At 59.5% G+C, this 26155-nt stretch carries 22 protein-coding genes; 5 read left to right on the top strand and 17 right to left on the bottom strand.

The features are described 5' to 3' along the window. The first annotated feature begins 17 nt into the window (after window positions 1–17). A complete protein-coding gene (locus AC07RZ_RS11295; protein WP_494667993.1) occupies window positions 18–707 on the top strand; it encodes a DUF4197 domain-containing protein in 690 nt (229 codons plus the stop codon). 109 nt (window positions 708–816) lie between these two features. Here AC07RZ_RS11295 and hpf read toward each other — a convergent pair whose 3' ends face one another. The 7 genes from hpf to AC07RZ_RS11260 form a co-directional block, all read right to left on the bottom strand. Further along, entirely contained in the window at window positions 817–1167 is a 351-nt protein-coding gene (gene hpf / locus AC07RZ_RS11290; protein ID WP_061532045.1) for a ribosome hibernation-promoting factor, HPF/YfiA family, read from the bottom strand. Between the two features lie 155 nt (window positions 1168–1322). Further along, the gene (locus AC07RZ_RS11285; RefSeq protein WP_494667992.1) at window positions 1323–2804 is read right to left on the bottom strand and encodes an RNA polymerase factor sigma-54; all 1482 of its coding nucleotides are present in this window, start codon (window positions 2802–2804) and stop codon (window positions 1323–1325) included. Between the two features lie 106 nt (window positions 2805–2910). Next, complete coding sequence (lptB, locus tag AC07RZ_RS11280) at window positions 2911–3657, bottom strand: LPS export ABC transporter ATP-binding protein (protein WP_144740127.1); 747 nt, start codon at window positions 3655–3657, stop codon at window positions 2911–2913. Further along, window positions 3654–4196: a lipopolysaccharide transport periplasmic protein LptA gene (gene lptA / locus AC07RZ_RS11275; protein ID WP_144740124.1), complete on the bottom strand. Its 543-nt coding sequence runs from the start codon at window positions 4194–4196 to the stop codon at window positions 3654–3656. The genes lptB and lptA overlap by 4 nt, the downstream gene beginning before the upstream one ends. 56 nt (window positions 4197–4252) lie before the next feature. Further along, window positions 4253–4846: an LPS export ABC transporter periplasmic protein LptC gene (gene lptC / locus AC07RZ_RS11270; RefSeq protein ID WP_092394529.1), complete on the bottom strand. Its 594-nt coding sequence runs from the start codon at window positions 4844–4846 to the stop codon at window positions 4253–4255. Next, window positions 4843–5415, bottom strand: a complete 573-nt coding sequence (locus AC07RZ_RS11265; RefSeq protein WP_494667991.1) for a KdsC family phosphatase — start codon at window positions 5413–5415, stop codon at window positions 4843–4845. Before AC07RZ_RS11265 ends, lptC begins: the two co-directional genes overlap by 4 nt. Continuing rightward, window positions 5415–6446 carry a KpsF/GutQ family sugar-phosphate isomerase gene (locus tag AC07RZ_RS11260; protein WP_494667990.1) on the bottom strand — a complete coding sequence of 344 codons (1032 nt, stop codon included), beginning with the start codon at window positions 6444–6446 and terminating at the stop codon, window positions 5415–5417. Before AC07RZ_RS11260 ends, AC07RZ_RS11265 begins: the two co-directional genes overlap by 1 nt. Window positions 6447–6580: 134 nt before the next feature. Here AC07RZ_RS11260 and AC07RZ_RS11255 point away from each other — a divergent pair, with 134 nt between their 5' ends. Further along, window positions 6581–8605 (top strand): monovalent cation:proton antiporter family protein, encoded by a 2025-nt coding sequence (locus AC07RZ_RS11255; RefSeq protein WP_494668021.1) that lies wholly within the window; start codon window positions 6581–6583, stop codon window positions 8603–8605. Window positions 8606–8676: 71 nt separating this feature from the next. After that, on the top strand, window positions 8677–9831 hold the full coding sequence (locus tag AC07RZ_RS11250; RefSeq protein ID WP_494667989.1) for a PepSY-associated TM helix domain-containing protein: 1155 nt from the start codon (window positions 8677–8679) through the stop codon (window positions 9829–9831). 21 nt (window positions 9832–9852) lie between these two features. Here AC07RZ_RS11250 and AC07RZ_RS11245 read toward each other — a convergent pair whose 3' ends face one another. From AC07RZ_RS11245 to AC07RZ_RS11210, 8 genes are all read right to left on the bottom strand, one after another. Continuing rightward, a complete protein-coding gene (locus AC07RZ_RS11245; RefSeq protein ID WP_494667988.1) occupies window positions 9853–11070 on the bottom strand; it encodes an FAD-dependent oxidoreductase in 1218 nt (405 codons plus the stop codon). A gap of 25 nt (window positions 11071–11095) precedes the next feature. After that, window positions 11096–11875, bottom strand: a complete 780-nt coding sequence (locus AC07RZ_RS11240; RefSeq protein WP_144740109.1) for a phytanoyl-CoA dioxygenase family protein — start codon at window positions 11873–11875, stop codon at window positions 11096–11098. A 90-nt stretch (window positions 11876–11965) separates the two neighbouring features. After that, window positions 11966–14818 carry an excinuclease ABC subunit UvrA gene (uvrA, locus tag AC07RZ_RS11235; protein ID WP_494667987.1) on the bottom strand — a complete coding sequence of 951 codons (2853 nt, stop codon included), beginning with the start codon at window positions 14816–14818 and terminating at the stop codon, window positions 11966–11968. Window positions 14819–15094: 276 nt separating this feature from the next. Beyond that, a complete protein-coding gene (locus tag AC07RZ_RS11230; RefSeq protein ID WP_494667986.1) occupies window positions 15095–16030 on the bottom strand; it encodes a LysR family transcriptional regulator in 936 nt (311 codons plus the stop codon). A gap of 51 nt (window positions 16031–16081) precedes the next feature. Further along, entirely contained in the window at window positions 16082–17059 is a 978-nt protein-coding gene (locus AC07RZ_RS11225) for a quinone oxidoreductase family protein (protein WP_494667985.1), read from the bottom strand. A gap of 525 nt (window positions 17060–17584) precedes the next feature. Beyond that, window positions 17585–18556: an SDR family NAD(P)-dependent oxidoreductase gene (locus AC07RZ_RS11220; RefSeq protein ID WP_494667984.1), complete on the bottom strand. Its 972-nt coding sequence runs from the start codon at window positions 18554–18556 to the stop codon at window positions 17585–17587. Between the two features lie 67 nt (window positions 18557–18623). Further along, entirely contained in the window at window positions 18624–19541 is a 918-nt protein-coding gene (locus AC07RZ_RS11215; RefSeq protein WP_494667983.1) for an oxidoreductase, read from the bottom strand. Between the two features lie 48 nt (window positions 19542–19589). Then, window positions 19590–20147: a TetR/AcrR family transcriptional regulator gene (locus AC07RZ_RS11210; protein ID WP_494667982.1), complete on the bottom strand. Its 558-nt coding sequence runs from the start codon at window positions 20145–20147 to the stop codon at window positions 19590–19592. A gap of 1669 nt (window positions 20148–21816) precedes the next feature. On the opposite strand from AC07RZ_RS11210, the gene AC07RZ_RS11205 reads away from it, so the two are divergent. Then, window positions 21817–23067, top strand: coding sequence for an MFS transporter (locus tag AC07RZ_RS11205; protein ID WP_494667981.1), 1251 nt, complete (start codon window positions 21817–21819; stop codon window positions 23065–23067). 46 nt (window positions 23068–23113) lie between these two features. Beyond that, complete coding sequence (gene ssb, locus AC07RZ_RS11200) at window positions 23114–23608, top strand: single-stranded DNA-binding protein (protein WP_092394553.1); 495 nt, start codon at window positions 23114–23116, stop codon at window positions 23606–23608. 98 nt (window positions 23609–23706) lie between these two features. On the opposite strand, the gene AC07RZ_RS11195 is transcribed toward ssb, so the two are convergent. Further along, complete coding sequence (locus tag AC07RZ_RS11195; protein ID WP_494667980.1) at window positions 23707–24741, bottom strand: AraC family transcriptional regulator; 1035 nt, start codon at window positions 24739–24741, stop codon at window positions 23707–23709. Window positions 24742–24899: 158 nt separating this feature from the next. Continuing rightward, window positions 24900–26111: an acyl-CoA dehydrogenase family protein gene (locus tag AC07RZ_RS11190; RefSeq protein WP_494667979.1), complete on the bottom strand. Its 1212-nt coding sequence runs from the start codon at window positions 26109–26111 to the stop codon at window positions 24900–24902. Window positions 26112–26155: the final 44 nt, after the last annotated feature.

Genomic DNA, 26155 nt, shown 5'->3' with positions numbered 1-26155 from the left:
ATTTCATGAGGACCGTTATGCGTCGCGTATACCAAACAGCAGTGACCCTGACCCTGGCAGTAACCGCTTCCGCCGCGCTTGCCTTGTCCTTAAGCGACTTGAGCAACCAGGACGCCAGCAGCGGCCTGAAAGCCGCGCTGCAAAAAGGCGCGGATGTCGCGGTGTCCAAACTGGGCGTCGAGAATGGCTTCCTGAACAACGACAAGGTCAAGATCGGCTTGCCCAGCGTGCTCGATAAAGCCATGCCGCTCTTGAGGATGACCGGCCAGGGACAGAAACTGGACGACCTGGTAGTGTCGATGAACCATGCCGCGGAACAGGCAGTGCCGCTGGCCAAGCCGCTGCTGTTGAATGCAGTGAAATCGATGTCGGTGACGGATGCAAAAAACATCCTGACCGGCGGCGATACTTCGGTGACTGACTTCTTCAAGTCAAAGACTTCGGCGCAACTGGGCCAGAAATTCCTGCCTATCGTCAAAGGCGTGACCGACCGCAACGGCTTGTCGGCGCAATACAATTCGGTCATGGGGCAAGTCGGCAAGACCGGCATGGTGCCGGCCCAGCAAAGCACCGTTGAAGGTTACGTCACGCAGCGTGCGCTGGACGGCCTGTACACCATCATCGGCGACGAAGAGAAAGCGATACGGCAGGATCCGGTCGGCGCCGGCAGCGCGATTATCGGCAAGGTGTTCGGCGCATTGAAATAAGGACGCGCCGCAGCGATAAACAATAATATGGTTTGATAATAACAAAGGGCGCATTGACTGCGCCCTTGTTCATTTATTGGCGCGAGCCACACGGCTCGCGCAGGCCGGATCAGGTCGCGGCGGGGAGTTCTTCCGGCAGGTGCTTGATCGCATCGTGCTGGTGGTCTTGCATCTTGTCCTTGTATTTGATCACCTGGCGATCGAGTTTGTCGATCAGGGCGTCGATGGCGGCGTAAAGATCGTGGGCAATGCTTTCGGCATGCAAATCTTTTCCTTTTACGCGCAGGTTGATTTCCGCTTTCTGGCGTTTTTCTTTTTCAGTAATCTTGTCGACCGTCAGGATCACGCTGATATCGATGACCTGGTCGAAATGGCGTTTGATACGCTCTAGTTTGCTTTGTACGTATTCGCGAATGGCAGGGGTTAACTCGAGGTGATGCCCACTGATGGTGAAGTTCATACAGCGCTCCTATCAAGAATATTGCTGGCGGTCCGGAGCCGGATACGCAGGATCTTTAGGCGGACGGTCCGAAAACAGACAGTCCTGGCAAGAACCAATGAAACCCGCTTCGTCTGGACACAGCAAGGGTAAGCTTTACAATCAAACCAAAAGAACTACAAGGCCTTGCGTAAATTAACAGACGGAATTTTCAGTGCTTCGCGATATTTTGCGACGGTGCGGCGGGCTACCACCATACCTTGTTCCGCAAGCATGTCGGCAATCTTGCTGTCAGAGAAAGGATTTTTTGTATCTTCCGCTCCTATCAATTGCTTAATGAGTGCCCTGATTGCCGTTGAGGAAGCCTCTCCACCTGCCTCAGTAGCAACATGGCTGCCGAAGAAATACTTCAGTTCAAACATCCCGTGGGGAGTGAGCATGTATTTCTGAGTGGTTACACGAGAAATAGTACTCTCGTGTAGTCCCAGTGTATCAGCTATTTCACGCAACACAAGCGGCCGCATGGCCACCGCGCCGTGCGAAAAGAAATTCCTCTGGCGTTCCACGATGGCTTGCGCCACGCGCAGGATGGTGTCGAAGCGCTGCCGCATATTCTTGATCAGCCACTTGGCTTCCTGCAGCTGCGAAGTGAGCGCGCCGTCGCCCTTGCTTTGCTTCAGAATGTTGGCATACAGGACATTCACCCTGAGCCTTGGCATGACGTCATTGTTGAGCATGACCTGCCAGCCTTGCTTGCTGCGCCTGACGATCACGTCGGGCACGACGTAGTCGGAGGTGTTGGCGGCGAACGGCGCGCCAGGGTGCGGATTGCATTGCTTGATGACCGCCTGCGCCTCGCGCAGGTCTTCGTCGTCGCAATCGAGCGCCTTCTTGATTTTATTGAAATCGCGTTGCGCAAAAAGCATCAGGTGGTCTTGCACAATCGCCAATGCAAGCCGGCGCGTGACAAATGGCACTTTGATAAAACGCTTGATCTGCAAGCTCAGGCATTCCGCCGCATTGCGGGCGCCGACGCCTGCCGGGTCGAAACTCTGCACCATCTTCAGCGCCGTCGATAATTCCTCGATGGCGATTTCCAGTTCCGGCGGCAGGCGCTCCAGGATTTCTTCCAGCGATTCTTCCAGATAGCCGTTGTCGTCGAGCGCATCGATGGTTAGTTCGACCAGGGCGCGGTCGCGCATGTCGTGCAGCGTCTCGCGCATCTGCTGCAGCAGATGTTCGCGCAAGGTGGATTCATGGGCTTCCAGCTGCGGCCGCGCATCTTCGTCATCCGGGGTTTTTGAGCTGCGCGCGACATCGTCGAAACTCCACTCGCCGTCGCCGCTTTCCGGGCCGCTCTCGGCCGCCGGCGGCGTGTCCAGTCCGGTTTCGCTTTCGCTCGGCGAGCTGCTCACTTCGCTGTCGCCCACCGGGGCATCCATGGTCGACGTGGTGCCGCTGATGGCGCCGTCCGCCAGCAAGCGTACGGAATTGTCGAGCGGGTCGTCGACCCGCTCCAGCAGCGGATTGTCCGACAGGATTTGTTCCAGCTCCTGGTGCAGTTCGAGCGTGGACAATTGCAGCAGCCTGATAGACTGCTGCAACTGGGGTGTCAGCGCAAGATGCTGCGAGGTGCGTAGCTGGAGTGATTGTTTCATGGCTTCCGTGCAGACAATTCACTGGTATTTCTTTATCCGGGGCAAGCTGCCGCGGCAGCGCGGCGCATTCCCTTGTCCCCGACCGTTCGGGCATGTCTCGATGAAGCTACATGCGGAAATGCTCGCCCAGGTATACGCGCCGCACCGACTCGTCGGCGATGATGTCGTCCGGACTGCCGCTGGCCAGCACGCTGCCCTGGTTGATGATGTAGGCGCGATCGCAGATGCCTAGTGTTTCGCGCACATTGTGGTCGGTGATCAGCACGCCTATGCCGCGTTCCTTGAGGAAGCGGACGATGCGCTGGATCTCGATCACGGCGATCGGGTCGATCCCGGCAAACGGTTCATCCAGCAGGACGAAGCGGGGATTGGTGGCCAGCGCGCGGGCGATTTCGACCCGCCGGCGTTCACCGCCCGACAACGACAGCGCCTGGTTTTCACGCAGCTTTTCGATTTGCAGTTCGTGCAGCAGCTTCTGCAGCTGCTCGTCGATTTGAGCCTTGGTGAGCGGCTTGCCGTTGGGACGCTGCAGTTCCAGCACGGCGCGGATATTGTCTTCCACCGTCAGCTTGCGGAACACCGATGCCTCTTGCGGCAGGTACGACAGGCCGAGCACCGCGCGCCGGTGGATAGGCAAGCGCGAAATGTCGACGCCGTCGAGGTCGATCTCGCCGCCGTCCGACGGCACCAGGCCGACGATCATGTAGAACGAGGTAGTCTTGCCGGCGCCGTTGGGGCCCAGCAGGCCGACCACTTCGCCGCAATGCACTGTCAGCGACACATCGTGGACTACCTGGCGCGCGCCGTAGCTTTTCTGCAGGCCTTTGACGATCAGGGTGCTGGGAGCGGTCATTGCGGAGCTTTCGGGCGCGGCTGGATGACGGCGCGTATGCGTCCGGCGCCAGCCTGGCTATTGCCGTTGACGGTATTGTTGACCGAATAGAATTCGGTGCGGCTGTCATAGGAAATGAATTCGCCGTTCACTTCGTCGGTCGGCTTGTCGCCTTGCAGGCGGCGCATCTGCGCCTTGGAAAACAGCTTGGTGATTTCAGTCTTGCCGTCGTATTCGATACGTTCGGCATGGCCGTCGATCCACAGGTCCGGGCCGCCGTCGCGTTTTTGCTTGAACGTAGCGAGCTTGCCGGGATCTGCGTACAGGGTGGCGAACTGGTAGCCGGACGGATCGGTAGTCACCACCACGCGGTCGGCTTTCATCAGCAGCGTACCGCGCGTCAGCACCACGTTGCCGGTAGCGACATTGACCTGCTTGACGTCGTCATAGGTGAGCTGGTCGGAATCGATCAGCGTCGGTTTTTCGGAGTCTGCTTTTTCTGCATGCGCCACGCCTATGGCGCTAAGCAACAGCAGGGATATGAAAAATATTCGTTTCATGAAAAATCCTGGGTAAAGGATAGAACGGTGTGCATAAAATGGCCTGTTTGCCTGGATCAGCGAGGTTTGGGCGGAAACACGCCGTGGACCTTGCTGAACAGTTTCAGTACACGCGTGGAATTATTGAAATCCATGCCGGTGCCATGCAATACCGATTGTCCCAGCGTGAGCTCCACCGGTTTGTCGGACTGCATGACGTCGTCGTCGGGCAGCAGCAGCAGGTATTCGGATTTCAGGTGGAAATTGTCGGCCTGCGGCGTCTTCGGCCGGTCCGCATTGACGTCGCCGTACAGATGCACCTTGCTGTTGTTGTCTTCGATCTTGCCGCGGTCGGCGCGCAGGTTCATCGGCGGCTTTTCCTTGTCCAGGCTGTGGATCAGCGGCTTTTGCACATCGAACGAATCGTCGCCTGGATTATGGGTCAGCCGGTCGCCGGAAATGTTGTAGCGCGGCTGCCCGGTGGGCGACATCTGCACGTAATTGAAATGCTCGACGAAATAATCGGGTTCGGTGCGCGCCGCTTTCGGCAGCAGGTCTTCGGTATTCTGGTGCATCACCTGCACCAGCCAGAAACTGCCGAGCGCCAGCAAGATGAACAATATCAGCAGCAGCAGGAAGCGAAAGCGGTAGGTGGAGCGCAGGTTTTTCATGCAATGCCCTGCGGTGTGGTGCGCAGGTACGACGCCAGCGTCGCTGCGTAGGTATTTTGCGCTTGCATGATCAGGTCGCAGATCTCACGCGCGGCGCCGTGGCCGCCGCCGGCCTGGGTGACATAGTGGACGCGGCTGCGGACATCGGGATGGCCGTTGGGAACGCTGACCGCAAGGCCGACCTGCGACAGGATCGGCAAGTCGATCACATCGTCGCCGATAAAGCCGCAGGCATCCGGCGCCAGTCCCAGCTGTGCGAGCAATCTGACAAACGCCGCATGCTTGTCATGCACGCCCTGCTGCACGTGGGCGATGCCGAGGTCGCCGGCGCGGCGGCTGACAATCGCCGACTGCCGCGCGCTGATGATGGCGGTGGCGACGCCGCTCTGCTGCAGCTGCTTGATGCCGTGGCCGTCGAGCGCGTTAAAGCGCTTGAGCTGTTCGCCGTCGGCGCCGTACAGCAGGCCGCCGTCGGTCAGGATGCCGTCGACGTCGAAAATCATCAGGCGCACCCGCGCTGCGCGCGCTGTCAGATCGGCAGTCTCGCCGTGCTTGGCCTGGATATTCATCAGATTACCTTGGCGCGTGTCAGGTCATGGATATGCAGCGCGCCGACCAGCATGCCGGCGGCGTCGGTGACCAGCAGCTGGTTGATGCGGAATTGCTCCATCATGTGCACCGCGTCGACCGCCAGCTGGTCCGGGCCGATGGAGCGCGGGTTGGCGTGCATGACGTCGGCGATCGTGAGCTTGGTGAAATCCTGCACCTGTTCGATCAGCCGGCGCAGGTCGCCATCGGTAAAGACGCCGATGGCATGGAATTTTTCATCCACCACGGCGGTCATGGCGATGCCCTTGCGGGTGATTTCCAGCAGCGCCAGCGACAGCGATACGTCCGCGGTCACCGCCGGAATCGCTTCGCCGCTGCGCATGACGTCGCGCACATGGGTCAGCAGGCGCCGTCCGAGCGCGCCGCCGGGATGGGAACGGGCGAAATCTTCTTCGCGGAAGCCGCGCGCGTCCAGCAGCGCCACCGCCAGGGCGTCGCCCATCGCCAGCGTCGCGGTGGTGCTGGCGGTCGGCGCCAGGTTCAGCGGACAGGCTTCCTGGTCGACCCTGACATCCAGGTGCACATTGGCCAGTTGCGCCAGCGCCGAGTCCTGGTTGCCGGTCATCGCGATCAGGCTGGCGCCCATGCGCTTGATGATCGGCACGATCGCCATCAGCTCGGCGGTTTCGCCGGAATTCGAAATGGCGATGAACGCATCGTCCTCGGTCACCATGCCGAGGTCGCCGTGCGCCGCTTCGGCTGGATGGATGAACAGGGCAGGAGTGCCGGTAGAAGCCAATGTGGCGGCGATCTTGCGGGCGATATGGCCGGATTTTCCTATTCCCGACACAACCACCCGGCCGCTGCAATTGAGCAGCAAGGCAATCGCCTGGGCAAAAGGATCGTTGACGTCGTCGGAAATCCGGTTCTTCAGGGCGATGATGGCATCGGCTTCGATTTGCAGGGTGCTGCGAGCAAGTTTCAGCGCACGGCCGGCGTCGAATGGCTTGGGCAGGGTTTGGGACAAAATTTTGGTATCGGTTAGACTCATCCCGAAAGTATAAACGAAATCCTAAAGCAAAAAACTTGCCAGTCTCGATCGGCTTCAATTAATCTGTCTTTAGTTCGGCCCGTATTAGCGTTGCTGCAACATAATGTTGATATTGATTTAATTAATCCCTAATGATGCTTACCGGACTAGAACTGACAATCTTGCTGCTTGGCTCCGCCGTACTGGGCGTGGTGGCTTTTCGCAGCTTTCATTTGCCGCCGATGCTGGGCTACCTGGCGGTGGGCATCCTGATCGGCCCGCATGCGCTGGGTTTTGCCGAAGACAACGCCACCACCCACGCGCTGGCGGAATTCGGCGTGGTGTTCCTGATGTTTTCGATCGGCCTCGAGTTTTCGCTGCCGAAACTGACGGCGATGCGGCATATCGTGTTCGGCCTGGGCATGGCGCAGGTTGGATTGACCATCGGCGCCACCATGCTGTTCAGCTGGCTGATGGCGGTCATCCTGCCGCAGCTCACCAATATCAGCTGGCAGGCCGCATTCGCCCTGGGCGGCGCGCTGACCATGTCTTCCACGGCTATCGTGTCCAAGCTGCTGACTGAACGCATGGAGCTGGAAAGCGAGCACGGCCGCCGCATCATCGGCATCCTGCTGTTCCAGGACCTGGCGCTGGTGCCTTTGCTGATCGTGGTGCCGGCCCTGGCCGAGCATAACGGCAACCTGCTGGCGACGCTGGCCTGGGCCAGCGGCAAGGCGGTGCTGGTGCTGGCGCTGCTGCTGTTCTTCGGCCAGAAGCTGATGCGGCGCTGGTTCCAGATCGTGGTGCGGCGCCGTTCGCAGGAGCTGTTCATGCTGAACCTGCTGCTGATCACGCTGGCCGCGGCCTGGATTACCGAGCGCGCCGGCCTGTCGCTGGCGCTGGGCGCGTTCATTGCCGGCATGCTGATTTCGGAAACCGAATACAAGCACCAGGTGGAAGAAGACATCAAATCGTTCCGGGACGTGCTGCTGGGGCTGTTCTTCATCACCGTCGGCATGCTGCTCAACCTGCGCCTGGTGATTGAACACTGGTGGCTGGTATTGCTGCTGCTGATCGGCCCGGTGTTCCTCAAGTTCGTGCTGATCGCGGCGCTGGCGAAAATCTTTCGCTCATCCACCGGCGTCGCGTTGCGCACCGGCCTGGCGCTGGCGCAGGCAGGGGAGTTCGGCTTCGTGCTGCTGAACCAGGCCGGCGGCCTGCAGCTGGTCGATCCCTTGCTGATCCAGCTGATCCTGGCGTCGATGGTGCTGTCGATGCTGGCGGCGCCATTCATCCTGGCCAAATCCGACGCCATCGTGATGAAACTGTCTTCCAGCGAATGGATGATGCAGTCGCTGGCCCTGACCCAGATCGCGACGCGCACCATGGCCACCAAGAAGCACGTGATCATTGCCGGCTTCGGCCGCAGCGGCCAGAGCCTGGCCAAGCTGCTGGAAGAAGAGGGCATCGATTACCATGCGCTCGATCTCGACCCCGACCGCGTGCGCGACGCCCGCTCGGCCGGCGCGCATGTCTCCTATGGCGACGCTTCGCGCCGCGAAAGCCTGGTGGCGGCCGGCGTGCATCGCGCCGCCGCCCTGGTGATCACCTACGCCAGCACACCCTCGGCCTTGAAGGTATTGCACCATGTAAGCGAACTGGCGCCGGCCCTGCCGGTGATCGTCCGCAGCTACGACGACACCGATCTCGACCAGCTGCGCGCCGCCGGCGCCACTGAAGTGGTGCCGGAAGCGCTGGAGGGCAGCCTGATGCTGGCCTCGCACGCGCTGGTCATGCTGGGTGTGCCCTTGCGCCGGGTGGTGCACCGGGTACAGGCGACGCGCGACGAACGTTATGCCGCGCTGCGCGGGTTTTTCCACGGCATCGACGATGCGCAGGATACCGCCGACCACCTGCAGGTGCGCCTGCACTCGGTGGCTTTGCCGGAAGGCGCGCGCGCCATCGGCCGCTCGCTGGCCTGGCTAGGCTTGCCGGAAATGGGCGCCGAGATCGCCGCCTTGCGGCGCGGCCGCAGCGGCATTGCGCCGACGCCGGAAGCAGTGTTGCAGGCAGGAGACATCGTTGTCTTGCGCGGCGCCGCCGACGCCATCTCTCGCGCCGAAGGGCGTTTGCTGCAAGCCTGGAGCAGCGCCAGCCAGAACAGCGACGAAGATTTTTGAAATAATACCCATTCTCATTCAATCGACATTTACAATACGAACTTTGACTTTGAGTAAGCGGGTTTGTGATTGTGAAAAAAGAAATACGTCATTGGCTGGTCAAGCTGCACCGCTACAGCGGCTTGCTGCTGTCTTTGTATATTGTCATGGCAGGCCTGACCGGCGCCGCGCTGGCGTTCAACGACGACATCGACGCCTGGCTCAATCCGCAGTTCTACCATCTCGGCCCCAGCGGCAACCGGCAGCCGATCGATGCCTTGGTGACCCGGGTCGAGCAAGATTACCCGCACGCGCGGCTGGCCTTTTTCTCGATGGGGCCGGACGTTGGCGCGCCGCTCGAGGCAAAACTGCGGCCGCGCAAGCCGAGCGACGAGCTGGCGGTGGATACGGTGTTTATCGATCCGGTCACGGCGGCCGTGGTCGGCGAGCGCAATACCAAGGCGGTCAGCCTGGCGCCGCAAAACCTCATGCCTTTCCTGTTCCGCCTGCATCGCTACCTGCTGCTGGACAAGCCCGGCGCCATCATTTCCGGCAGCCTCGGCCTGTTATGGCTGGCGACGCTGCTGATCGGCTTCGCGCTGGCCTGGCCCAGGCATCGCAAGGGCTGGGGCAAGGCGCTGTCGATCAAGCGCGGCGCCGGCAGTTTTCGCCTGATGTATGACTTGCATCGTACGGTCGGCCTGGTTGCCGGGGTGCTGCTGGTGATTACCGCGTTTACCGGCGCCGTGATGAACCTGCCGGACGTTGCCCGTCCGCTGGTCTCCAGCCTGTCGCCGCTGACGCCGCCGCCCAAGGAAGTCGCCAAATCGCTGGCTACCGAGAACAAGCGGCAGATCAGCTGGCAACAGGCGCTGGCTTCGGCGCAAGCCAGCCTGCCGCTTGCCACCCCGGCGCGCATCGCGCGTGACGAAAAACACGGCATTTACCAGGTCCGCCTGCGCAAGCCGGACGATATCCAGGACAGCGGCAGCGTACGGGTATTTATCGACGCCGCCGACGGCCGTGTGCTGCGCTCGCTGGATCCCTTGAAAGGTTCGGCCGGCGATACCTTCATCGGCGTGCAATACGGTTTGCATACCGGCCAGATAATGGGCTTGCCGGGCAAGATGCTGGTCGCCTTCCTCGGTTTCCTGCCGCTATTGTTCATGATTACCGGCATCGCCATCTGGCTGCAAAAGCGCAAATCGGAAGCGCTGGTGAGAGCGCGCCACCTGCACCCGGCCTGACGGCGGCCGAGGCAGCGATAGCTACTTCGGTTGCCGCAGCTTGCCGAACAACCAGCCGGTCTTGCTGCCGCTGAGCGTCATCGCCATCTGCTGGCGCGCGACGGGCATGCTGCACAACGGGCCCAGGGCGATATCGCGCAAGGTGCTGGCGATGCGCGAATCGGACTGGAAAAAGGGCGTCAACAGCTTGCTGGCGCCCTGGTAATAACGCAAATGCGCGCGCCGCCGCTGCGAATACAGGGCCAGCGCTTGCTCCACCACCGGCGCCTCGGCAAAACAGGCGGCCAGCGTCATCGCATCGACCAGCGCCAGGTTGGCGCCTTGCCCCAGCTGCGGGCTGGTGGCGTGGGCGCAGTCGCCGATGCAGACTACCCGCGCATCATGCCAGTGCCGCATCTGCACATCGGCATAACGCGCAAAGGTCAGCTGCTCCGGGCTTTGTATATGTTGCAGGACCGTGGCAACCGGAGCCAGTTCCAGCACCGATTTCTTCCACGTCTCCAGCCCATGCTCCTGCCAATGCTGCAGGCGGTCCGCGCGCAGGCTCCAGAACAGGCTGAGTATCGGCCTTTCCATTTGCCGATACGCAAAGCCGGTAGGCATCAGGCCCAGCATCTGGTGCGCATGGCGGAACCATTGGCGCAGCCCGCCTTGGGTCAAGCCATCGTCAGGCACCAGCGCCCACAACGCACCCCAGGGATAAGGCGTGACCTTTTGCGGAATCGCCAGCGCCGCCCGCAGTTGCGAACGGGTGCCGTCGGCGATGACGGCGCAGTCGAATTCGCCGGCGAGGGCCTCGATGCTGCCTGGCGCAGGGTCGCGGGAAAACAGCAAGGCCTTGCCGCCCGACTGCTGGATGCGGATGACGTCGGTCGCGCTGCGGACTGCGATTCCCGCTGCCTGCACCGCTTGCCACAACACGGAAAACAAGGCGCCGCGATGCAGGCCGAGGCCGAATGATTGCGGATCATGGTGGCGATAGCGCACATCCAGCACGGTGCGGCCGCCGGCCGTGGTGCCGAACAGGCGGTCGTTGCGGGCGCCGTGCTCAAGGATGGTGTCGAGCAGGCCGAGCGCCGCCAGCACGTGCATGCCGGTCGGCTGCAGCAAGATGCCTGCGCCCACCGCAGTGGGTTGCGCCACGCGTTCGAACAAGGTGACCTGATGGCCGGCGCGGGCCAGGAACAGGGCGCTGGCGGCTCCCGCGGTGCCGCCGCCGACGATGGCTATGCGCAGCATGGCGGCTGCACGCTGAAGGCGAGCTTCAATGGCTCAGCAAGATATTTTCGGAAGCGGCGGAGCGGCTGCCGGGCAGCGGCTGGTTGCTTTGCCCGTGATAGGCAAACACCACCGATTGCTTGACCGCTTCGGTATTGTTCCGTCCGGCGGCATGGAACAGGCCGCTATGGAAAAACACCACGTCGCCCTGCTGCAGTTCCACTGCTTTCCCTTGCGCAAACAAGGCCTGGTTTGCCGCCACTTCCGGGCGCAGGAAATCAAGCTCATCCATTTGCTCGGGTTTGATGTCGAAGCGGTGCGAACCGGGAATGAAGCGCAGGCCGCCGTTGTCCTGGTTCTCGCTGTCGAGCGCCAGCCAGACCGAGATCAGCTCGTTGCGCGGGAACGACCAGTAGCGGATATCGCGATGCCAGCCGGTGGCGGTGCCGAAATGCGGGTGCTTGGTCATCACGCAGTTATGGTGCGACAAGGTGAGGCATACCGGCTCGCCGAGCAGCAGTTCCAGCATGGCCACCAGTTGCGGATTGCTGGCCCAGGCGCGATAGCTGCCGTGGCGCTGGTAGGCATTGCGCAAGCGGCGCGCGGTGCGGCCGCCGGCGCTGTCGAGCGACTTCGGCGCGCCGGCATAGCCGACTTCGGCTTCGTATTCCAGCGGCGCTATCGCCTGCTCCAGGTGTGCATTGGCGGTGGCGATCATCAGTTGGCAATCCGCCGCCGGCACCATGCGCGGCAGGATCAGGTAACCGTCTTTTTCAAAGGCGTCGATTTGCGCTGCGGACAGCGCCGGAGTGGTGTGGGTAGACATGGTTATCTCGTTTATCGCATCCATTGGCGAAGCGCGGGCCTGGGTGCTGCCGCACCCAGGCCAAGGCCGCTGTCGATATGAAATGGCTGTTTATTTTTTTTGCAGTAAAGGTCCCAGGTATTTGCCGGTAACGCTGGCCGGGTTTGCCGCCACCTGCTCCGGCGTGCCGGTAGCGATGATGCGGCCGCCGCCGGCGCCGCCTTCCGGCCCGAGGTCGATCAGCCAGTCCGCGGTCTTGATGACATCCAGGTTGTGTTCGATGATGACCACGGTATTGCCCTGGTTGCGCAGGCGATGGATCACCTTCAGCAGCAGGTCGATGTCATGGAAGTGCAGGCCGGTAGTCGGTTCGTCCAGGATATACAGGGTGCGGCCGGTGTCGCGTTTCGACAGCTCCAGCGACAGCTTGACCCGCTGCGCTTCGCCGCCGGACAAGGTGGTCGCGCTCTGGCCAAGGCGGATGTAGCCGAGGCCGACATCGAGCAGCGTATGCAGCTTGCGGGCGATGACCGGCACCGGCTTGAAGAATTCATAGGCTTCTTCCACCGTCATGCCCAGCACCTCGGTGATGCTCTTGCCCTTGTAATGCACTTCCAGCGTTTCACGGTTGTAGCGCTTGCCGTGGCACACATCGCAAGGCACATACACGTCTGGCAGGAAGTGCATCTCGACCTTGATCACGCCGTCGCCCTGGCAGGCTTCGCAGCGGCCGCCCTTGACGTTGAACGAGAAACGGCCGGCGTTGTAGCCGCGTTCCTTGGCCATCGGCACGGTCGAGAACAGGTCGCGGATCGGTGTAAACAAGCCGGTGTAAGTCGCAGGATTGGAACGCGGTGTGCGGCCGATAGGAGCCTGGTCGACCGAAATCACCTTGTCGAAATGTTCCAGGCCGCCGATCGATTCGTGTGCCGCCGGCTCGGCTTGCGAGCCGTACAGGTGGCGTGCGGCGGCGTGGTACAGCGTATCGTTGACCAAAGTCGATTTGCCCGAACCGGAAACGCCGGTAACGCAGGTCAGCAAGCCGACCGGCAGGTTCATCGTGACGTTTTTCAGGTTGTTGCCGGTGGCGCCGGTGATGATGAACTGGCGCTCGGGGTCGGCCGGCGTACGCGTTTTCGGCACCGCGATCTTGAGCGTGCCGTTCAGGTATTTTGCGGTCAGCGACTTCTTGTTCTTGAGGATCTGGTCCAGCGTGCCTTCGGCAATCACCTCGCCGCCGTGCACGCCCGCGCCCAAGCCCATGTCGACCACATAGTCGGCAGTGCGGATCGCATCTTCATCGTGCTCCACCACCAGCACGCTGTTGCCGATGTCGCGCAGGTGGCGCAGGGTTTCGATCAAGCGGTCGTTGTCGCGCTGGTGCAAACCGATCGACGGTTCGTCCAGCACGTACATCACGCCGGTCAGGCCGGAGCCGATCTGCGAGGCCAGCCGGATCCGTTGCGCTTCGCCGCCTGACAAGGTGTCGGCGCTGCGTTCCAGCGACAGGTAATCGAGGCCGACATTATTCAGGAAGGTCAGGCGCGAGACGATTTCCTTGATGATGCGGTCGGCGATTTCTTTCTTGGCGCCGGTCAGCTTGAGCTTTTCAAAGAACGCCAGGGTTTCGCGCAGCGGCGTCGCCGCGATTTCGTAAATGGCTCTTTCCTGCTTGCCGTTGCCGACCTTGACGAAGCGTGCTTCGACCCGCAGCCGCGCGCCGTGGCAGGACGGGCATTCTTTTTCGTTGATGAACTTGGCCAGCTCTTCCTTGACCGCCATCGAGTCGGTTTCGCGATAACGGCGCTGCAGGTTGTTGACCACGCCTTCAAAGGTGTGTTCCTTGATCACCGTGCGGCCGCGTTCGTTGACATAGCTGAACGGAATGGTTTCCCGGCCGGAGCCGTACAGCACGGCTTGCTGGGCCTTTTCCGGCAGTTTTTCAAACGGCACGTCGATGTCGAAATCGTAGTGCGCCGCGATGCTGGTCAGCATCTGGAAATAGAACTGGTTGCGCCGGTCCCAGCCCTTGACCGCGCCGCTGGCCAGCGACAGGTTAGGGAAGGCGACGATGCGTTTCGGATCGAAAAATTCGATGTGGCCCAGGCCGTCGCATTCCGGGCAGGCGCCCATCGGATTGTTGAAAGAGAACAGGCGCGGCTCCAGTTCCTGCAGCGAATAGCCGCAGATCGGGCAAGCGAACTTGTTGGAATACATGTGTTCGGTGCCGCTGTCCATTTCCAGCGCAATCGCGCGGCCTTCGGCCAGCCGCAATGCGGTCTCGAAGCTTTCCGCCAGGCGCTGCTTGGTGTCGGCTTTGACTTTCAGGCGGTCGATCACCACATCGATAGTGTGCTTCTCGGTTTTCTTCAGCTTGGGCAGGTCGTCGACTTCGTAAATCTTGGCGGTGCCGGTGCCGCTCTGGATGCGGAAGCGCACGAAACCCTGGGCCTGCATCTGTTCGAACAGGTCGACGTGTTCGCCCTTGCGGTTGGCCACCACCGGCGCCAGGATCATCAGCTTGGTGTCGTCCGGCATCGCCAGCACCGCATCGACCATCTGCGACACGGATTGCGCCGCCAGCGGCTTCTCTGGATGGTCCGGGCAATACGGCGTGCCGACCCGCGCGTACAGCAGGCGCAGGTAGTCGTGAATCTCGGTCACGGTGCCGACGGTGGAGCGCGGATTGTGCGAGGTGGCTTTCTGTTCGATCGAAATCGCCGGCGACAGGCCTTCGATCAGGTCGACATCCGGCTTCTCCATCAGCTGCAGGAATTGCCTGGCGTAGGACGACAGCGATTCGACGTAGCGCCGCTGGCCTTCCGCATACAGCGTGTCAAACGCCAGCGACGACTTGCCGGAGCCGGACAGGCCGGTGATCACGATCAGTTTGTTGCGCGGTAAATCCAGATTGATGTTCTTGAGGTTATGCGTACGCGCACCCCGGATGCGGATCTCTTCCATTTACAGCTTTCAGCGTGAGTTTAAGGCCGTGTTGGCTTGTTGGAATTGCAATTTTCACGTCTGGAAGGCTTGCCGCGGGCCCTTGGCGGGAATCGCTGCCGGGCGCGGCCATGCCATATCAAACGGATCAACCTGATACTATATCAGGGTCGGGATTTTTGAGTTTATTCTGACTACCTTGCGCAGCCAATGTTTATGCGGGGATCTACGAGGCATTTCACAGGAACCATTGATCCGCACAACTGAAGATTTTTATCCTGAGCGCACAGGCTGCCTTCAACCATTTTCTTTCTCTGCTCGCCACGGTTGATGCGGCACAAGCTTTTTCTCGATCCATTGTTTGAACATCTTAGTTTTGGCGGGCGCATGTCGCGCCGAAGGTCGGACAAAGTAGACCCCAGAGCGGGTATCCAGCTTCCAGTCAGGGAGGACATGCACCAAGCGTCCGCTAGCCAAATCTCGGCTCATCAACCAATCACCGCCGGCGAGGATGCCGACACCTTGCAATGCTGCGGCGAGCAATGCCTCGTTGTCGTTACTGACTAGGGTACCGCGAACGGTGATGGTTTCTTTTTGTGCCCCCTTGTATAGCTTCCACGTTGGGAACGAGGAAAGGCCAGTGAAGCCAAGGCAGTTGTGATTGCAGAGATCTGATGGCGTGCGGGGAGTGTCGCGGTGTTTGAGATAGTGCGGTGAAGCACAAAGAATTCGATGATTTTCACACAATCGGGTGGCTTTGAGCCGACTATCGGGAAGCTCGCCAATCCGGATCGCAGCGTCGAAACCTTCGGTCACGATGTCCACGAATCGGTCGGAATATTCGGCATACACTGACACAGCCGGATGCCGTTGAACAAATTCTGCGATCAGGGGCGCAAGCCACATCCGTCCCATCGCCGCCGGCAGGGCAAGCCTTAACGTGCCGCTTGCCTGCAGAGCAGTGGCCGACACCTCTTCGTCGGCATGCACTAATACAGCCCGCGCCGACTCCGCCCGCTGGACGTATAGCAGGCCCGCTTCGGTGAAGTGGATCTGCCGCGTAGTTCGTTCTACAAGCCTAACGCCGAGCCGTGATTCCAACTCTGAAATGCGCTTGGAGATGATGGTAGGGTGGCGTTGGAGAATTCTGCTGGCAGCCACGAACGATCCGCCCTCATATAGCGCCAGGAGGGCGGAAATCTGATCGCTGTACTTGTTGTCGAATGGATTCATGAATTTGCACCGCCACCACGCCGGAACGGGTGAAGGCGCGGTGCAGCTTGGTCAAGGATGCAGTATAACCGCTCCCTCGCTCTTACCTTCTTGCAGCAACGCATGTGCCTTGGCTACATCAGTCAGCGCGTAGGTGTGCCGCACGGCTGGTTTGATCACCGAATCTGCATGAGCCTGCAATACCTTGGCTGCACGTTGCTGATATTCCTGCGTATCGGCGGTATAGATCGCCAGTGACGGCCTTGTCAGGAACAAGGAACCCTTGGCATTCAGAGTCGAAATCTCGACTGGCAGCGGTGCGCCGGTGGTCATGCCGAATGAGACCATCATTCCGCGGGGACGCAGGCTATTGAGCGACGCCTCAAAAGACGCACGGCCGACACCGTCATACACCACATCTGCCTTTTTACCTTGTGTAATTTCAGCCACGCTGGCAGCCAAAGTGTTTGCATCAAAGACAAGTACCTCATCGCAGCCGACACGGCGAGCGCGCTCAACACTGGTTTCTTTGGACACCACACCAATTACCTGCGCGCCCAGATGCTTGGCCCAGGGCACCATCAATTGCCCGACCGCCCCTGAGGCACCATAGACGACGATGCGTGATCCTTTACCTACGGGATATACCGAGTTCAGCAAATATTCGGCGGTAATGCCCTTGAACAGTAGCGCGGCAGCATCGTCGTCGTTGATCGAATCGGGCAACTTGATCAGCCGCTCGGCCGGATAAAGTCGACCAGTAGCGTATGCACCGAGCGGCCCCATCATATATCCCACCCGTTCACCAAGTTCGAAACCGCTCACGCCAGGACCAATGGCGGCAATCTTGCCTACACCTTCTAGACCCAGCGCAGAAGGAAGCTGCTTGAGCGGTGCCTGACCGGCGCGCTGGCTAACATCAAGCGGATTGACACCGATCGCTGTGTGTTCAATCCACACTTCCCCAGCGCCAGGTCGCTGGCATTCTGTTGCGACCAGTTTCATGACCTCTGGCACGCCTGTTTCGTCAATTCTTACGGTTGTATTCATTGTCACTCTCCATAATGGGATTCAACCACAGTAGAGAATAACGTCGATATTGGATAGGCCAATAGCTGCATGAGATAGATGCACCGGATGCAGCTCTCAAGTTCGGGTAAATTTTGAGCGAAAATGAAGACCTTTTAAGCCATCGTCAGACCTCGTAGTCTTTTCAGTCTCTAGTATTTACAAGATCTGCGATGGTCTGGACTGGTTGCGGAGCGGGAATCGGCTGCAAAGCTACGCCATATATAGAAAACTAGATCAGCTTGGGAAGCTTTAGATGGCATTTCAAATCAATCATAAAAAAAATGCTGTCATTACGTTGTCATTCTGGAGCCCAATCAGCCCCAAAACACCTCAATTAATGACGGCGCTATATTTTTAAGCTATTGATTTTAAATGAATTATTGGTGGAGGCAGCGGGAATCGAACCCGCGTCCGTCACCACTCTACGCTCAGTGCGATGGAAGGTGGCATGGCGTGCGCCTTGAGTGACGTGAGTACGTATTCGTGACTCAGTCAGCTAATTGGTCAATAGCGCTCGCCGACAAGGTCTTCGCTCTTGCGCCACAGTTCGCCTGCTCGTGCTGCATTCCGGGCGTAGGAGCGATAGCCTTCCGAGACGCCATCGTCCTGCGGCGCTTTGAACTCAATCGAGACATGGCAATCCTCGCAGTACCTGCCACCGATCTCGTCGCTGGAGGCCGTGAAAGCCGCCCAGACCGAAGTTGCCGCGCCTTGAGGAACCGATTTCGGTTCGAACGGTGATAGGCCCTGCTGTGCACGGGCTGCGTTGATGCCTGCCATCCAGCCCTTCAGCATCTCGATGTCAACGTGGCGGGTGAGACCTGTATTGATCACGCCTGGATGCACCGCGACAGCGCGGACGCCCCGATCCTTGTAGCGTCGGTCGAACTCGACGGCAAAAAGCGCATTAGCCGTCTTCGACTGTCCATAGGCGACTACCGGGTTATAAGCTCGCCGCTCAAAGTTCAGGTCTTCCAGATCAATGTCGCTCATTCGGTGAGCGTTGGATGACAACACAACGACGCGTGAACCTGCGAGCAGCAACGGCGCGAGTCGGTTCAGCAGGACAAAATGGCCTAAATGGTTAGTTCCAATATGAGTCTCGAAGCCATCGGCCGTATGTCCGTGCAGTGTTGCCATGACGCCCGCATTCGCGATGACTGCATCGAACGGCTCGGCCCTCAACAATAATTTATCGGTACAAGCCCTGACGCTCGCGAGTGATCCGAGATCGACCTTGATTAGTTCGAAACCACCGCTCGTGGCGGCGGCCGCGCGCACGACTCCGGTTGCTGCATATGCTTTGTCGAGATCGCGCGCCGCACCCACAACATAAGCCCCGTGAGCAACGAGTACCCGAGATGTCTCGATGCCCAGTCCAGACGACGTACCCGTGACGAGAACTCGTTTGCCTTTCAGGTCCAGTCTTGCAAGAACATCGTCGGTCGTAGATGTGGCTCCAAATTTTGCAGTCATGTCAGTTTCCTTCGTTTATTGTCCGACGCCCTAGATCGGTGGGTTTGGGTGGAGAGAGGTAACGCGGTCAGACGGTAGGCAGTCCGGGGTCGATCCCCGTCATGGCGACGGAGACATCCCAAAGCCGCTGGGCAAGTACGTGGTCAGTCGCCTGCGGTGCGCGCTTGGCTTCTCCGGCGACGCCCCTGATCCCTCCGAAGCCGATTGGGCCGTAATAGCCGCCTGGCTTCACGTGGCCAGTCGCGCCCAGCAAGGCCGGCCATGCGCCCTTGGCCGCACTGTTGAGCAACAGGCCGACGATGGGACCTGCCAACTGAGCTAGCCCCATGTGCCTGCCAAGGCTGGTGCTTGCCACGCCGGGGTGGACGCCAACGGCCGTGACGGGAATGTTGCTCGCACGCAGGCGCCGGTCCAGTTCGAAGAAGAACAGCGCGTTCGCCAGCTTGCTCGCGCCATAGCGGTCGGTCTTCGAGTAGCTGCGCTCGGCATTGAGATCGTCCCAGTCGATCTTCGCCTTCAAATGCGCGATGCTGGATGTGACAACGATGCGTGAGCCCGGCGCCTTGGCCAACTTGGGCAGCAGCAACGAGGTCAGCGCGAACACGCCGAGATGGTTGACCCCGAACTGCGATTCGAATCCCTGCTTGGTGAGCGTCAGGGGCGGGTTCATGACGCCCGCGTTGTTGATGAGGGCATCAATGCGAGGCTCCTTCGACGCCTGTGCGACGGCCGCACGCACGCTCTCGATGTCGCCCAGGTCCAGCGGCAACCAGGCGAGGTCGGCGTTCGGCGTCAGCCGCTGGATGTGCGCCAAGGCTTCCTCAGCCCGACCCCGTTCGCGACAGCCCATCAGCACGCGGGCGCCCTGTGCGGCCAGCACCCTGGACAGCTCGAACCCAACGCCCGCATTAGCACCTGTGACGATGAAACACTTCCCTGACTGATCAGGAACATCTGTATCAGTAAAACCTTGGTGATCTGACATATAAACTCCTATATGAGTGATTACATACTCATTTAATTGACAAAAAAATCAGGCTGCAGAGCCTTTCCAAAAGAGGTCGAACCCAGCCTGTTGAATCGCTTCACGCTCCTTCGGCTTGGCCGCAATGGCGTTCATGGTGATGTCCGCCAGCTCGAACAGAATCGTGTCTATGTAGAAAGCGATCCGCTCAGGCGCAGCATGTCCCGCGAGACACTGTTCGACCATCGAGCGGGAGTCGAGGAACATGGCGTGGCAGCGCTGGCGGCTCTGCGCCGTCACGCGGTCCGACACTTTCAACTGGAGCAACGCCTTGCGCACCGTGGAGTGATTCAGTCCCCACTCAATCAGCCGACTCCAAACGATGAACAGTCGGTCACGTGCTGACGCCTCGATCGGGTATGGCGCCAGCATCGTCTCCGCAAGCTCACCTTCTATCTCAACGAACAGATCATTCAGGAGATCATCCTTCGACGGAAAGTAGGTAAACAGCGTCCCCTCAGACACGCCGGCGGCCTTGGCGATCTTCGCTGTAGAGGCGCCAGTGCCGAGTTGGGCGATGAGGTCTGAAGCAGCTTCAAGCAGGGCATCACGCTTCTCCTCGCTCAAGGGACGAGCCATAGTCTGATATCTTCTATTGAGTAAGTGGATGCTCAATTATCGTATCGAAAATCTTCGCCGTCAAGTGCCATGCTCAGGACATGGTGAGCTTCCTCGGTCAACGCCCGATGCCCGAGGGTGATGGGCGGCAGTAATTTCTCCTGTTCAGGCGGGCTCACGCCACCTCGCGGAATGGCCGAAGGAATCGCGCTGTTTGGATCAGGGGCGTCAAGACTAGATGTACGCTACCCGATGGATGACCCCCGCTGCCGCCCGAAATCCCAAGAAACACTACTGCCGCGTAGTCACAAAAGCCGGTCCTTGCAAAGTTAGAAAAGTCGCCTAAATTGAATTAAGTTTCCATGCGGAAATTTAATGTCATTATATTCAGTCACTTTTCCAATTGGCGATGGACCATATCTCGATGGCCCGACGCTTGGACCTTCATTGGCGAAGAGCATGCGTTCTGAACTTATACGCATATCATCCGCAGCGAAATTGTCAGCTGTTTCCAACTCTACAACAAAGAAAATGAATTCTCTTGCGGATACCGCTTATTTTTTAATGTTGACGCTATCGGCATGAGGCAATAGTGGAGGCCAGAACCCACTTTAATAAACGGGGCCGATTTTTAAAAGCCATATAGACATGACACAACTTCAAAAGGAAACATTATGAGTTCCCCTTCAATTGCAGAAGTAGCGCCAGTAACCGGAACCGGCACTTACACTTGGGACATCAAGCTTTATGAGGAGCGCGGCCAATGTTGGATTAAATGGTCGACCAATGCGCCGTTCAGGGCACAGCAAGGTAGACTCGCCCTCTATGCGGGTAGCTTCCCCTCCGATCCAACGCAACAAGTGAAAGCATGGGTGTGGGACTCTGAAAATAGCCCCTTTAATACTAACCAATTGTGGGGGGCGGGATGGTGTGCGGCGTATATCGCGCAGACAAGTCCCAACGGACCACTTACCTACTTAGCCAAAACACCTGTGACGCAGTCATAAAATACCGGCACGCTCTAGCTTTAATAAAACGGCCCAGGCGAACAAATTTGTGTTGCCGCAAACAGTTCTTACTAAGATCTTAAATACACCGTGCAGATAACAGGGGTTGTTAAGTTCTTAGAAAATCAGAGGCGCCGCGCAGATAGCATGGGTCGGCAGGTCTACGAGGAATTTGTCTAATATCTATGCGTAATACGTTGATTTGTTTTCGGGGCATAGAGTTTTACTATCAAACAAATATTAGACACATTCCGCCTCCATTCTTCACTCAACTATTGCCCAAACAATGGGCGTCAGGCTCAGCGAAATCCATCCTATAGTTCACGGCGTGGAATGAGACTGAAGCACAGCTCCAGTTATGCCTCGAGTCATTTGCTGTAGCAAATTCGTAGCACTCAATTTATGCCAGAGTAATGAGATGGTCACCCTCCATCGTACAAGGCACTAGTCTTGTAGGGTGGTTAGTCATGCACACTCCAATATGGAAACGTGTCTAATATTTGCCAGATAACAAGACGCTAAGCCCCGCAAATAAATCACCATAACCCGCGTCGGTATTAGACAAATTTTGCTTAGACCTAATATCCATGCGGGTTACGGAGAATCCGTTCCCTGATACTATAACGGGTTGCGATCTTCGTCGTTGTGCAGCCTTAACTCGTCATCCGGTAATGCCCCATATGAATAGTTCTTCCTCCTCTCTCGATAACGATGCCGGCAGCGGCATGAGCCGCGCGGAAGTCAAGGCCAGCGGCGCCCTGGCGTCGATATTTGCCTTGCGCATGCTGGGCCTGTTCCTGATCCTGCCAGTGTTCGCGGTGCACGCCAAAACCCTGCCCGGCGGCGACAGCGCCGCGCTGGTCGGCCTCGCCATGGGCATCTACGGCCTGGCGCAATCGTTCGGGCAGATTCCGTTCGGCGTCGCTTCCGACAAATACGGCCGCAAGAAAATCATCGTCATCGGACTGATCCTGTTTGCACTGGGCTCTTTCATCGCCGCCGCTGCCGGCAATATCTACTGGGTCATCATCGGCCGCGCAATACAGGGCGCGGGCGCCATTTCGGCGGCGGTAACCGCTTTCATCGCCGATTCCACCAGGGAAGAGCACCGCACCAAGGCCATGGCCTTGGTCGGCGGCTCCATCGGCCTGACCTTTGCCTTGTCGCTGATCATTTCGCCGCTGCTGTACGAATGGGTGGGCATGGGCGGCATTTTCGCCATGACCGGCATCCTGTCGGTGGCAGCGATTGCCGTGGTGGTGTGGCTGGTGCCTGCGGCGCCGCTGGTCAAGGCGCGGCGCGTGGCTTGGTCGGAGATCCTGCGCAATGGCGAGCTGATGCGGCTCAATTACGGGGTATTCGCCTTGCACATGACGCAAATGGCGATGTTCGTGGTGATGCCGGCGGCGCTGGTCAAATACGCCGGCCTGCCGCTGGAGTCGCACTGGAAAATCTACCTGCCGGTAGTGCTGGCTTCGTTCGTGCTGATGCTGCCGCCGGTATTTGCCGGCGAGAAGCAAGGCAAGATGAAGCAAGTGATGGTGGCTGCCGTGGCTTTGTTGTTTGCGGTGCAACTCGGCTTGCTGCTGACATTCTCCATGGCAACTATCCACTGGCAGTGGCTGGTCGTGCTGCTGCTGGGTTTTTTCATCGCTTTCAACGTGCTGGAAGCCAGCCAGCCGTCGCTGGTGTCGCGCATTGCGCCGCCGGCCGCCAAGGGCGCCGCGCTGGGCGTGTACAACACCATGCAGGCCTTGGGTTTGTTCTGTGGCGGCGCCCTAGGCGGATTGCTTAAACAGCATGCCGGCGCTCCTGCGGTTTTCATTTTAGGAGGGGCAGCGACCCTCGGCTGGCTTATAATCGCATCCAGCATGAAAAATCTGCCGCGCCGTGGCCGGACGGCCACCACCGCGGCGGCATGATTTCCAAGGCATTTTTTCAAGATATTCGTATTTAGGAGAGCATCACATGGCATCGGTCAACAAAGTCATCATCGTCGGCAATCTCGGCCGCGACCCGGAAACACGCTACATGCCGAACGGCGAAGCGGTCACCAACATTGCCGTTGCCACCACGGAAAGCTGGAAAGACAAGAATAGCGGCGAGAAAAAAGAATTAACCGAGTGGCACCGCATCACCTTCTACCGCAAGCTGGCGGAGATCGCCGGCCAGTACCTGAAAAAAGGTTCGCAGATCTACGTCGAAGGCCGCCTGCAGACGCGCAAGTGGCAGGACAAGGACGGCGCTGAGCGCTACACCACCGAAATCATCGCCGACACCATGCAGATGCTGGGCAGCCGCCAGGGTGCAGGCGGCAGCGCGCCCATGGACGGCGGCGACTACAGCAGCGCGCCGCCGGCACGCCAGCAAAACACCAGCGCGCCGGCGGCTCCGGCCCGCCAGGCCCCGGCTTCGCGTCCGGCGCCGAACTTCTCGGACATGGATGACGATATTCCGTTCTGAAGTGGAATAGAAGATATTCCGTCGACAATAAAACCCCAGCCATTGATTTGGCTGGGGTTTTATTTTGTTTACGTATTGATTGAAAGTTGGATGCTGCGCTATGGCCGCTTCCTGAATTCATTCGGCGACACATGCGCCCAGCGCTTGAAGGCGCGGCGGAAGCTTGACGCGTCGCTGAAGCCTAGCCGCTCCGAGATCGATTCATGGGTCATCTCGGTGCGCGTCAGGTAGGTGGTCGCCAGCTTGAACTTCACCTCATCGACGATTTTCTGATACGTCGATCCTTCGCTGATGATCTTGCGCCGCAGCGTGCGCGAATGCAGGCCGAGCCGGACCGCCATTTCTTCCAGCGAGGCGAATTGACCCGACTGGCTCAGCAAGTGCCGGTAAATCTGGCCGACGACGCCGCGCCCGCCGTCGATGCGGTCCAGCATGTCGTGGCAGGCATCCTGTACCAGTTGAAAGGTGATGACGTGGGAGCCCAGCGGACGCCGCTCCAGCCAGGCCTTGTCAAAGCGCAGCTCGGTGCTTGCAGCGTCGAACTCGATAGGGCAGTTCAGCACGCTGTGATAATGGGCGGCCCCGGCTGGCGCGCTGAACGCGAAACTGGCAGAGCTCAGCCGGAAGGCGTTGCCCGATACGCTTTTATGCAGCGACAGCAGGATGCCGCTCTGGTATTCCTGCACGAAGCGTTCCATCGCTTCGTGCAGCGTAAAGTCCGGCAGGGCGCGGATGATCCAGACGGCGTCGCCGCCCGATTCGTCGAGCTCGAGGTCGACGATGGGCGTGGCCAGTTCCCTATAGGTGAGGCCGAAATTGACGGCGTCGCGTACGGTGGCGCTGCTGAGCAGGGCGTAGCTGTAAAAGCCGTAGTCGGTGAGGTGGAAGGAGGCGCCCAGTTCCAGCGGGCTGGTCCGGCCCGGCGCCAGGCGCAGGAAATTGTCGAACACGGTGGTGACCTGTTGCCGCGAAATAAAGAAATAGGGATCGCTCAAGTGGGCCGTCGTAATGCCGGAGCCGGCCAGCGCCTGTTCAGCCGTGATGTCGTTGGCGGCCAGGTGCGCCGTCAGCGGAATGAGCTTATAGACCGGATAGATGCGCTCCGTCGAGCCGATGTATTTGACTTCCGCCACGCCTGTTCTCCTGTCTCCGGTGCCGGCCGCGGAATGCGGAACCGCCGTCCGCGCTTCGTGGATAGCTCAATCATGACTGTTGGCGACTATCATATACGCTCCGGCGTCTGCAGACAGGCGGGGCAACCGCGATCCGCCGGCAACGGTTCCGCGCCGGGTCAGACGAAGGCGCTGAAGCCGGTGACGGCCTTGCCTACGATCAGGCTGTTCATTTCGCGCGTGCCTTCGTAGGAATACAGCGCCTCGGCGTCAGCGACGAAACGGCCGATATGATGTTCGAGCAAGATGCCATTGGCGCCCAGCAATTCGCGTGCCCAGCCGACCGTCTCGCGCATGCGCACCGTGCAGATGCCTTTGGCCAGCGACGCGTGCTCATCCTTCATGATGCCTTGCTCCTGCAGCTGCGACAGGCGCAGGCACAGCGCCTGCGTCGACGTGATGTTGCCCAGCATGCGGAACAATAAATCCTGGATCAGCTGGAACGATGCGATCGGCTTGCCGAACTGCTCGCGCTTCTGGGCGTAGCGCAATGCATGCTCGTAAGCCCCGGTGGCGCAGCCCACCGACTCCCAGGCCACGGCCGCGCGGCTCATGCGCAGCACGCTGGCGGTATCCTTGAACGAGTTCGCACCTTGCAGGTGCTGGGAATCCGGGACGCGGCAATCGCGCAGCGTGATCAAACCGTTCTGGACCACGCGCAGCGCCATCTTGGTGACGATTTTTTCCACCGAAAATCCGGCGGCGTCGTTTTCGACGATGAAACCCTTGACCTGATTGTCATCGACATCGCGGGCCCAGATGATGGTCAACTGGCCCCAGGTCGCGTTGCCTATCCATTTTTTCTGGCCGTTCAGGATCCAGCCGTCGCCATCGCGCTTGGCCGTCGTTTGCAGGCCGCCGGCGGTGCCGGAGCCGGTTTCCGGTTCGGTCAGTCCAAACGAGCCGATCTTGTCGAGCGCGGCCATCGGCGGCAGCCATTTGGCTTTTTGTTCTTCCGATCCGCACAGGAAGATCGATCCCATCGCCAGTCCCGTGTGCACGCCGAAGAAGGTCGAGATGGAGGCGTCGACGCGCGCCATCTCCATCATGACGAAGCCCATCAGCATCATGCTTTTGCCAGGACAGCCGTAACCTTGGTAAGGCAAGCCGCCGATGCCTAGCTTCTGCATTTTTGGCAGCAGCTCGAACGGGAATGCATCCCTGGCCCAGTAGTCGTTGATGATCGGCTGTACTTCGCTTTCCATGAAGGCGCGGACCTTCAGCCGGATAGCGTTGTCGTCGTCGCTCAGGGTCTGGCTGACCGAGTAGAAATCGCCGTTGGCCGGCGGCAGGGGTTTGGGCGAGCGCTGGGTGTGGTCGTTCGATGGCATGGCGGGATCCGTATCAAAAGAATGGTGGAGGGCTGGATTGCGGC

The sequence above is a fragment of the Collimonas sp. GW821-FHT07E08 genome (assembly GCF_059418905.1).
This window is presented reverse-complemented; position numbering and strand designations above follow the sequence as displayed.

What these genes read in the sequence shown, in the direction of transcription:
- AC07RZ_RS11295 (WP_494667993.1), top strand. Translation starts at nt 18, where the DNA reads ATGCGTCGCGTATACCAAACAGCAGTGACCCTGACCCTGGCAGTAACC.
- hpf (WP_061532045.1), bottom strand. Translation starts at nt 1,167, where the DNA reads ATGAACTTCACCATCAGTGGGCATCACCTCGAGTTAACCCCTGCCATT.
- AC07RZ_RS11285 (WP_494667992.1), bottom strand. Translation starts at nt 2,804, where the DNA reads ATGAAACAATCACTCCAGCTACGCACCTCGCAGCATCTTGCGCTGACA.
- lptB (WP_144740127.1), bottom strand. Translation starts at nt 3,657, where the DNA reads ATGACCGCTCCCAGCACCCTGATCGTCAAAGGCCTGCAGAAAAGCTAC.
- lptA (WP_144740124.1), bottom strand. Translation starts at nt 4,196, where the DNA reads ATGAAACGAATATTTTTCATATCCCTGCTGTTGCTTAGCGCCATAGGC.
- lptC (WP_092394529.1), bottom strand. Translation starts at nt 4,846, where the DNA reads ATGAAAAACCTGCGCTCCACCTACCGCTTTCGCTTCCTGCTGCTGCTG.
- AC07RZ_RS11265 (WP_494667991.1), bottom strand. Translation starts at nt 5,415, where the DNA reads ATGAATATCCAGGCCAAGCACGGCGAGACTGCCGATCTGACAGCGCGC.
- AC07RZ_RS11260 (WP_494667990.1), bottom strand. Translation starts at nt 6,446, where the DNA reads ATGAGTCTAACCGATACCAAAATTTTGTCCCAAACCCTGCCCAAGCCA.
- AC07RZ_RS11255 (WP_494668021.1), top strand. Translation starts at nt 6,581, where the DNA reads ATGCTTACCGGACTAGAACTGACAATCTTGCTGCTTGGCTCCGCCGTA.
- AC07RZ_RS11245 (WP_494667988.1), bottom strand. Translation starts at nt 11,070, where the DNA reads ATGCTGCGCATAGCCATCGTCGGCGGCGGCACCGCGGGAGCCGCCAGC.
- AC07RZ_RS11240 (WP_144740109.1), bottom strand. Translation starts at nt 11,875, where the DNA reads ATGTCTACCCACACCACTCCGGCGCTGTCCGCAGCGCAAATCGACGCC.
- uvrA (WP_494667987.1), bottom strand. Translation starts at nt 14,818, where the DNA reads ATGGAAGAGATCCGCATCCGGGGTGCGCGTACGCATAACCTCAAGAAC.
- AC07RZ_RS11230 (WP_494667986.1), bottom strand. Translation starts at nt 16,030, where the DNA reads ATGAATCCATTCGACAACAAGTACAGCGATCAGATTTCCGCCCTCCTG.
- AC07RZ_RS11225 (WP_494667985.1), bottom strand. Translation starts at nt 17,059, where the DNA reads ATGAATACAACCGTAAGAATTGACGAAACAGGCGTGCCAGAGGTCATG.
- AC07RZ_RS11220 (WP_494667984.1), bottom strand. Translation starts at nt 18,556, where the DNA reads ATGACTGCAAAATTTGGAGCCACATCTACGACCGACGATGTTCTTGCA.
- AC07RZ_RS11215 (WP_494667983.1), bottom strand. Translation starts at nt 19,541, where the DNA reads ATGTCAGATCACCAAGGTTTTACTGATACAGATGTTCCTGATCAGTCA.
- AC07RZ_RS11205 (WP_494667981.1), top strand. Translation starts at nt 21,817, where the DNA reads ATGCCCCATATGAATAGTTCTTCCTCCTCTCTCGATAACGATGCCGGC.
- ssb (WP_092394553.1), top strand. Translation starts at nt 23,114, where the DNA reads ATGGCATCGGTCAACAAAGTCATCATCGTCGGCAATCTCGGCCGCGAC.
- AC07RZ_RS11190 (WP_494667979.1), bottom strand. Translation starts at nt 26,111, where the DNA reads ATGCCATCGAACGACCACACCCAGCGCTCGCCCAAACCCCTGCCGCCG.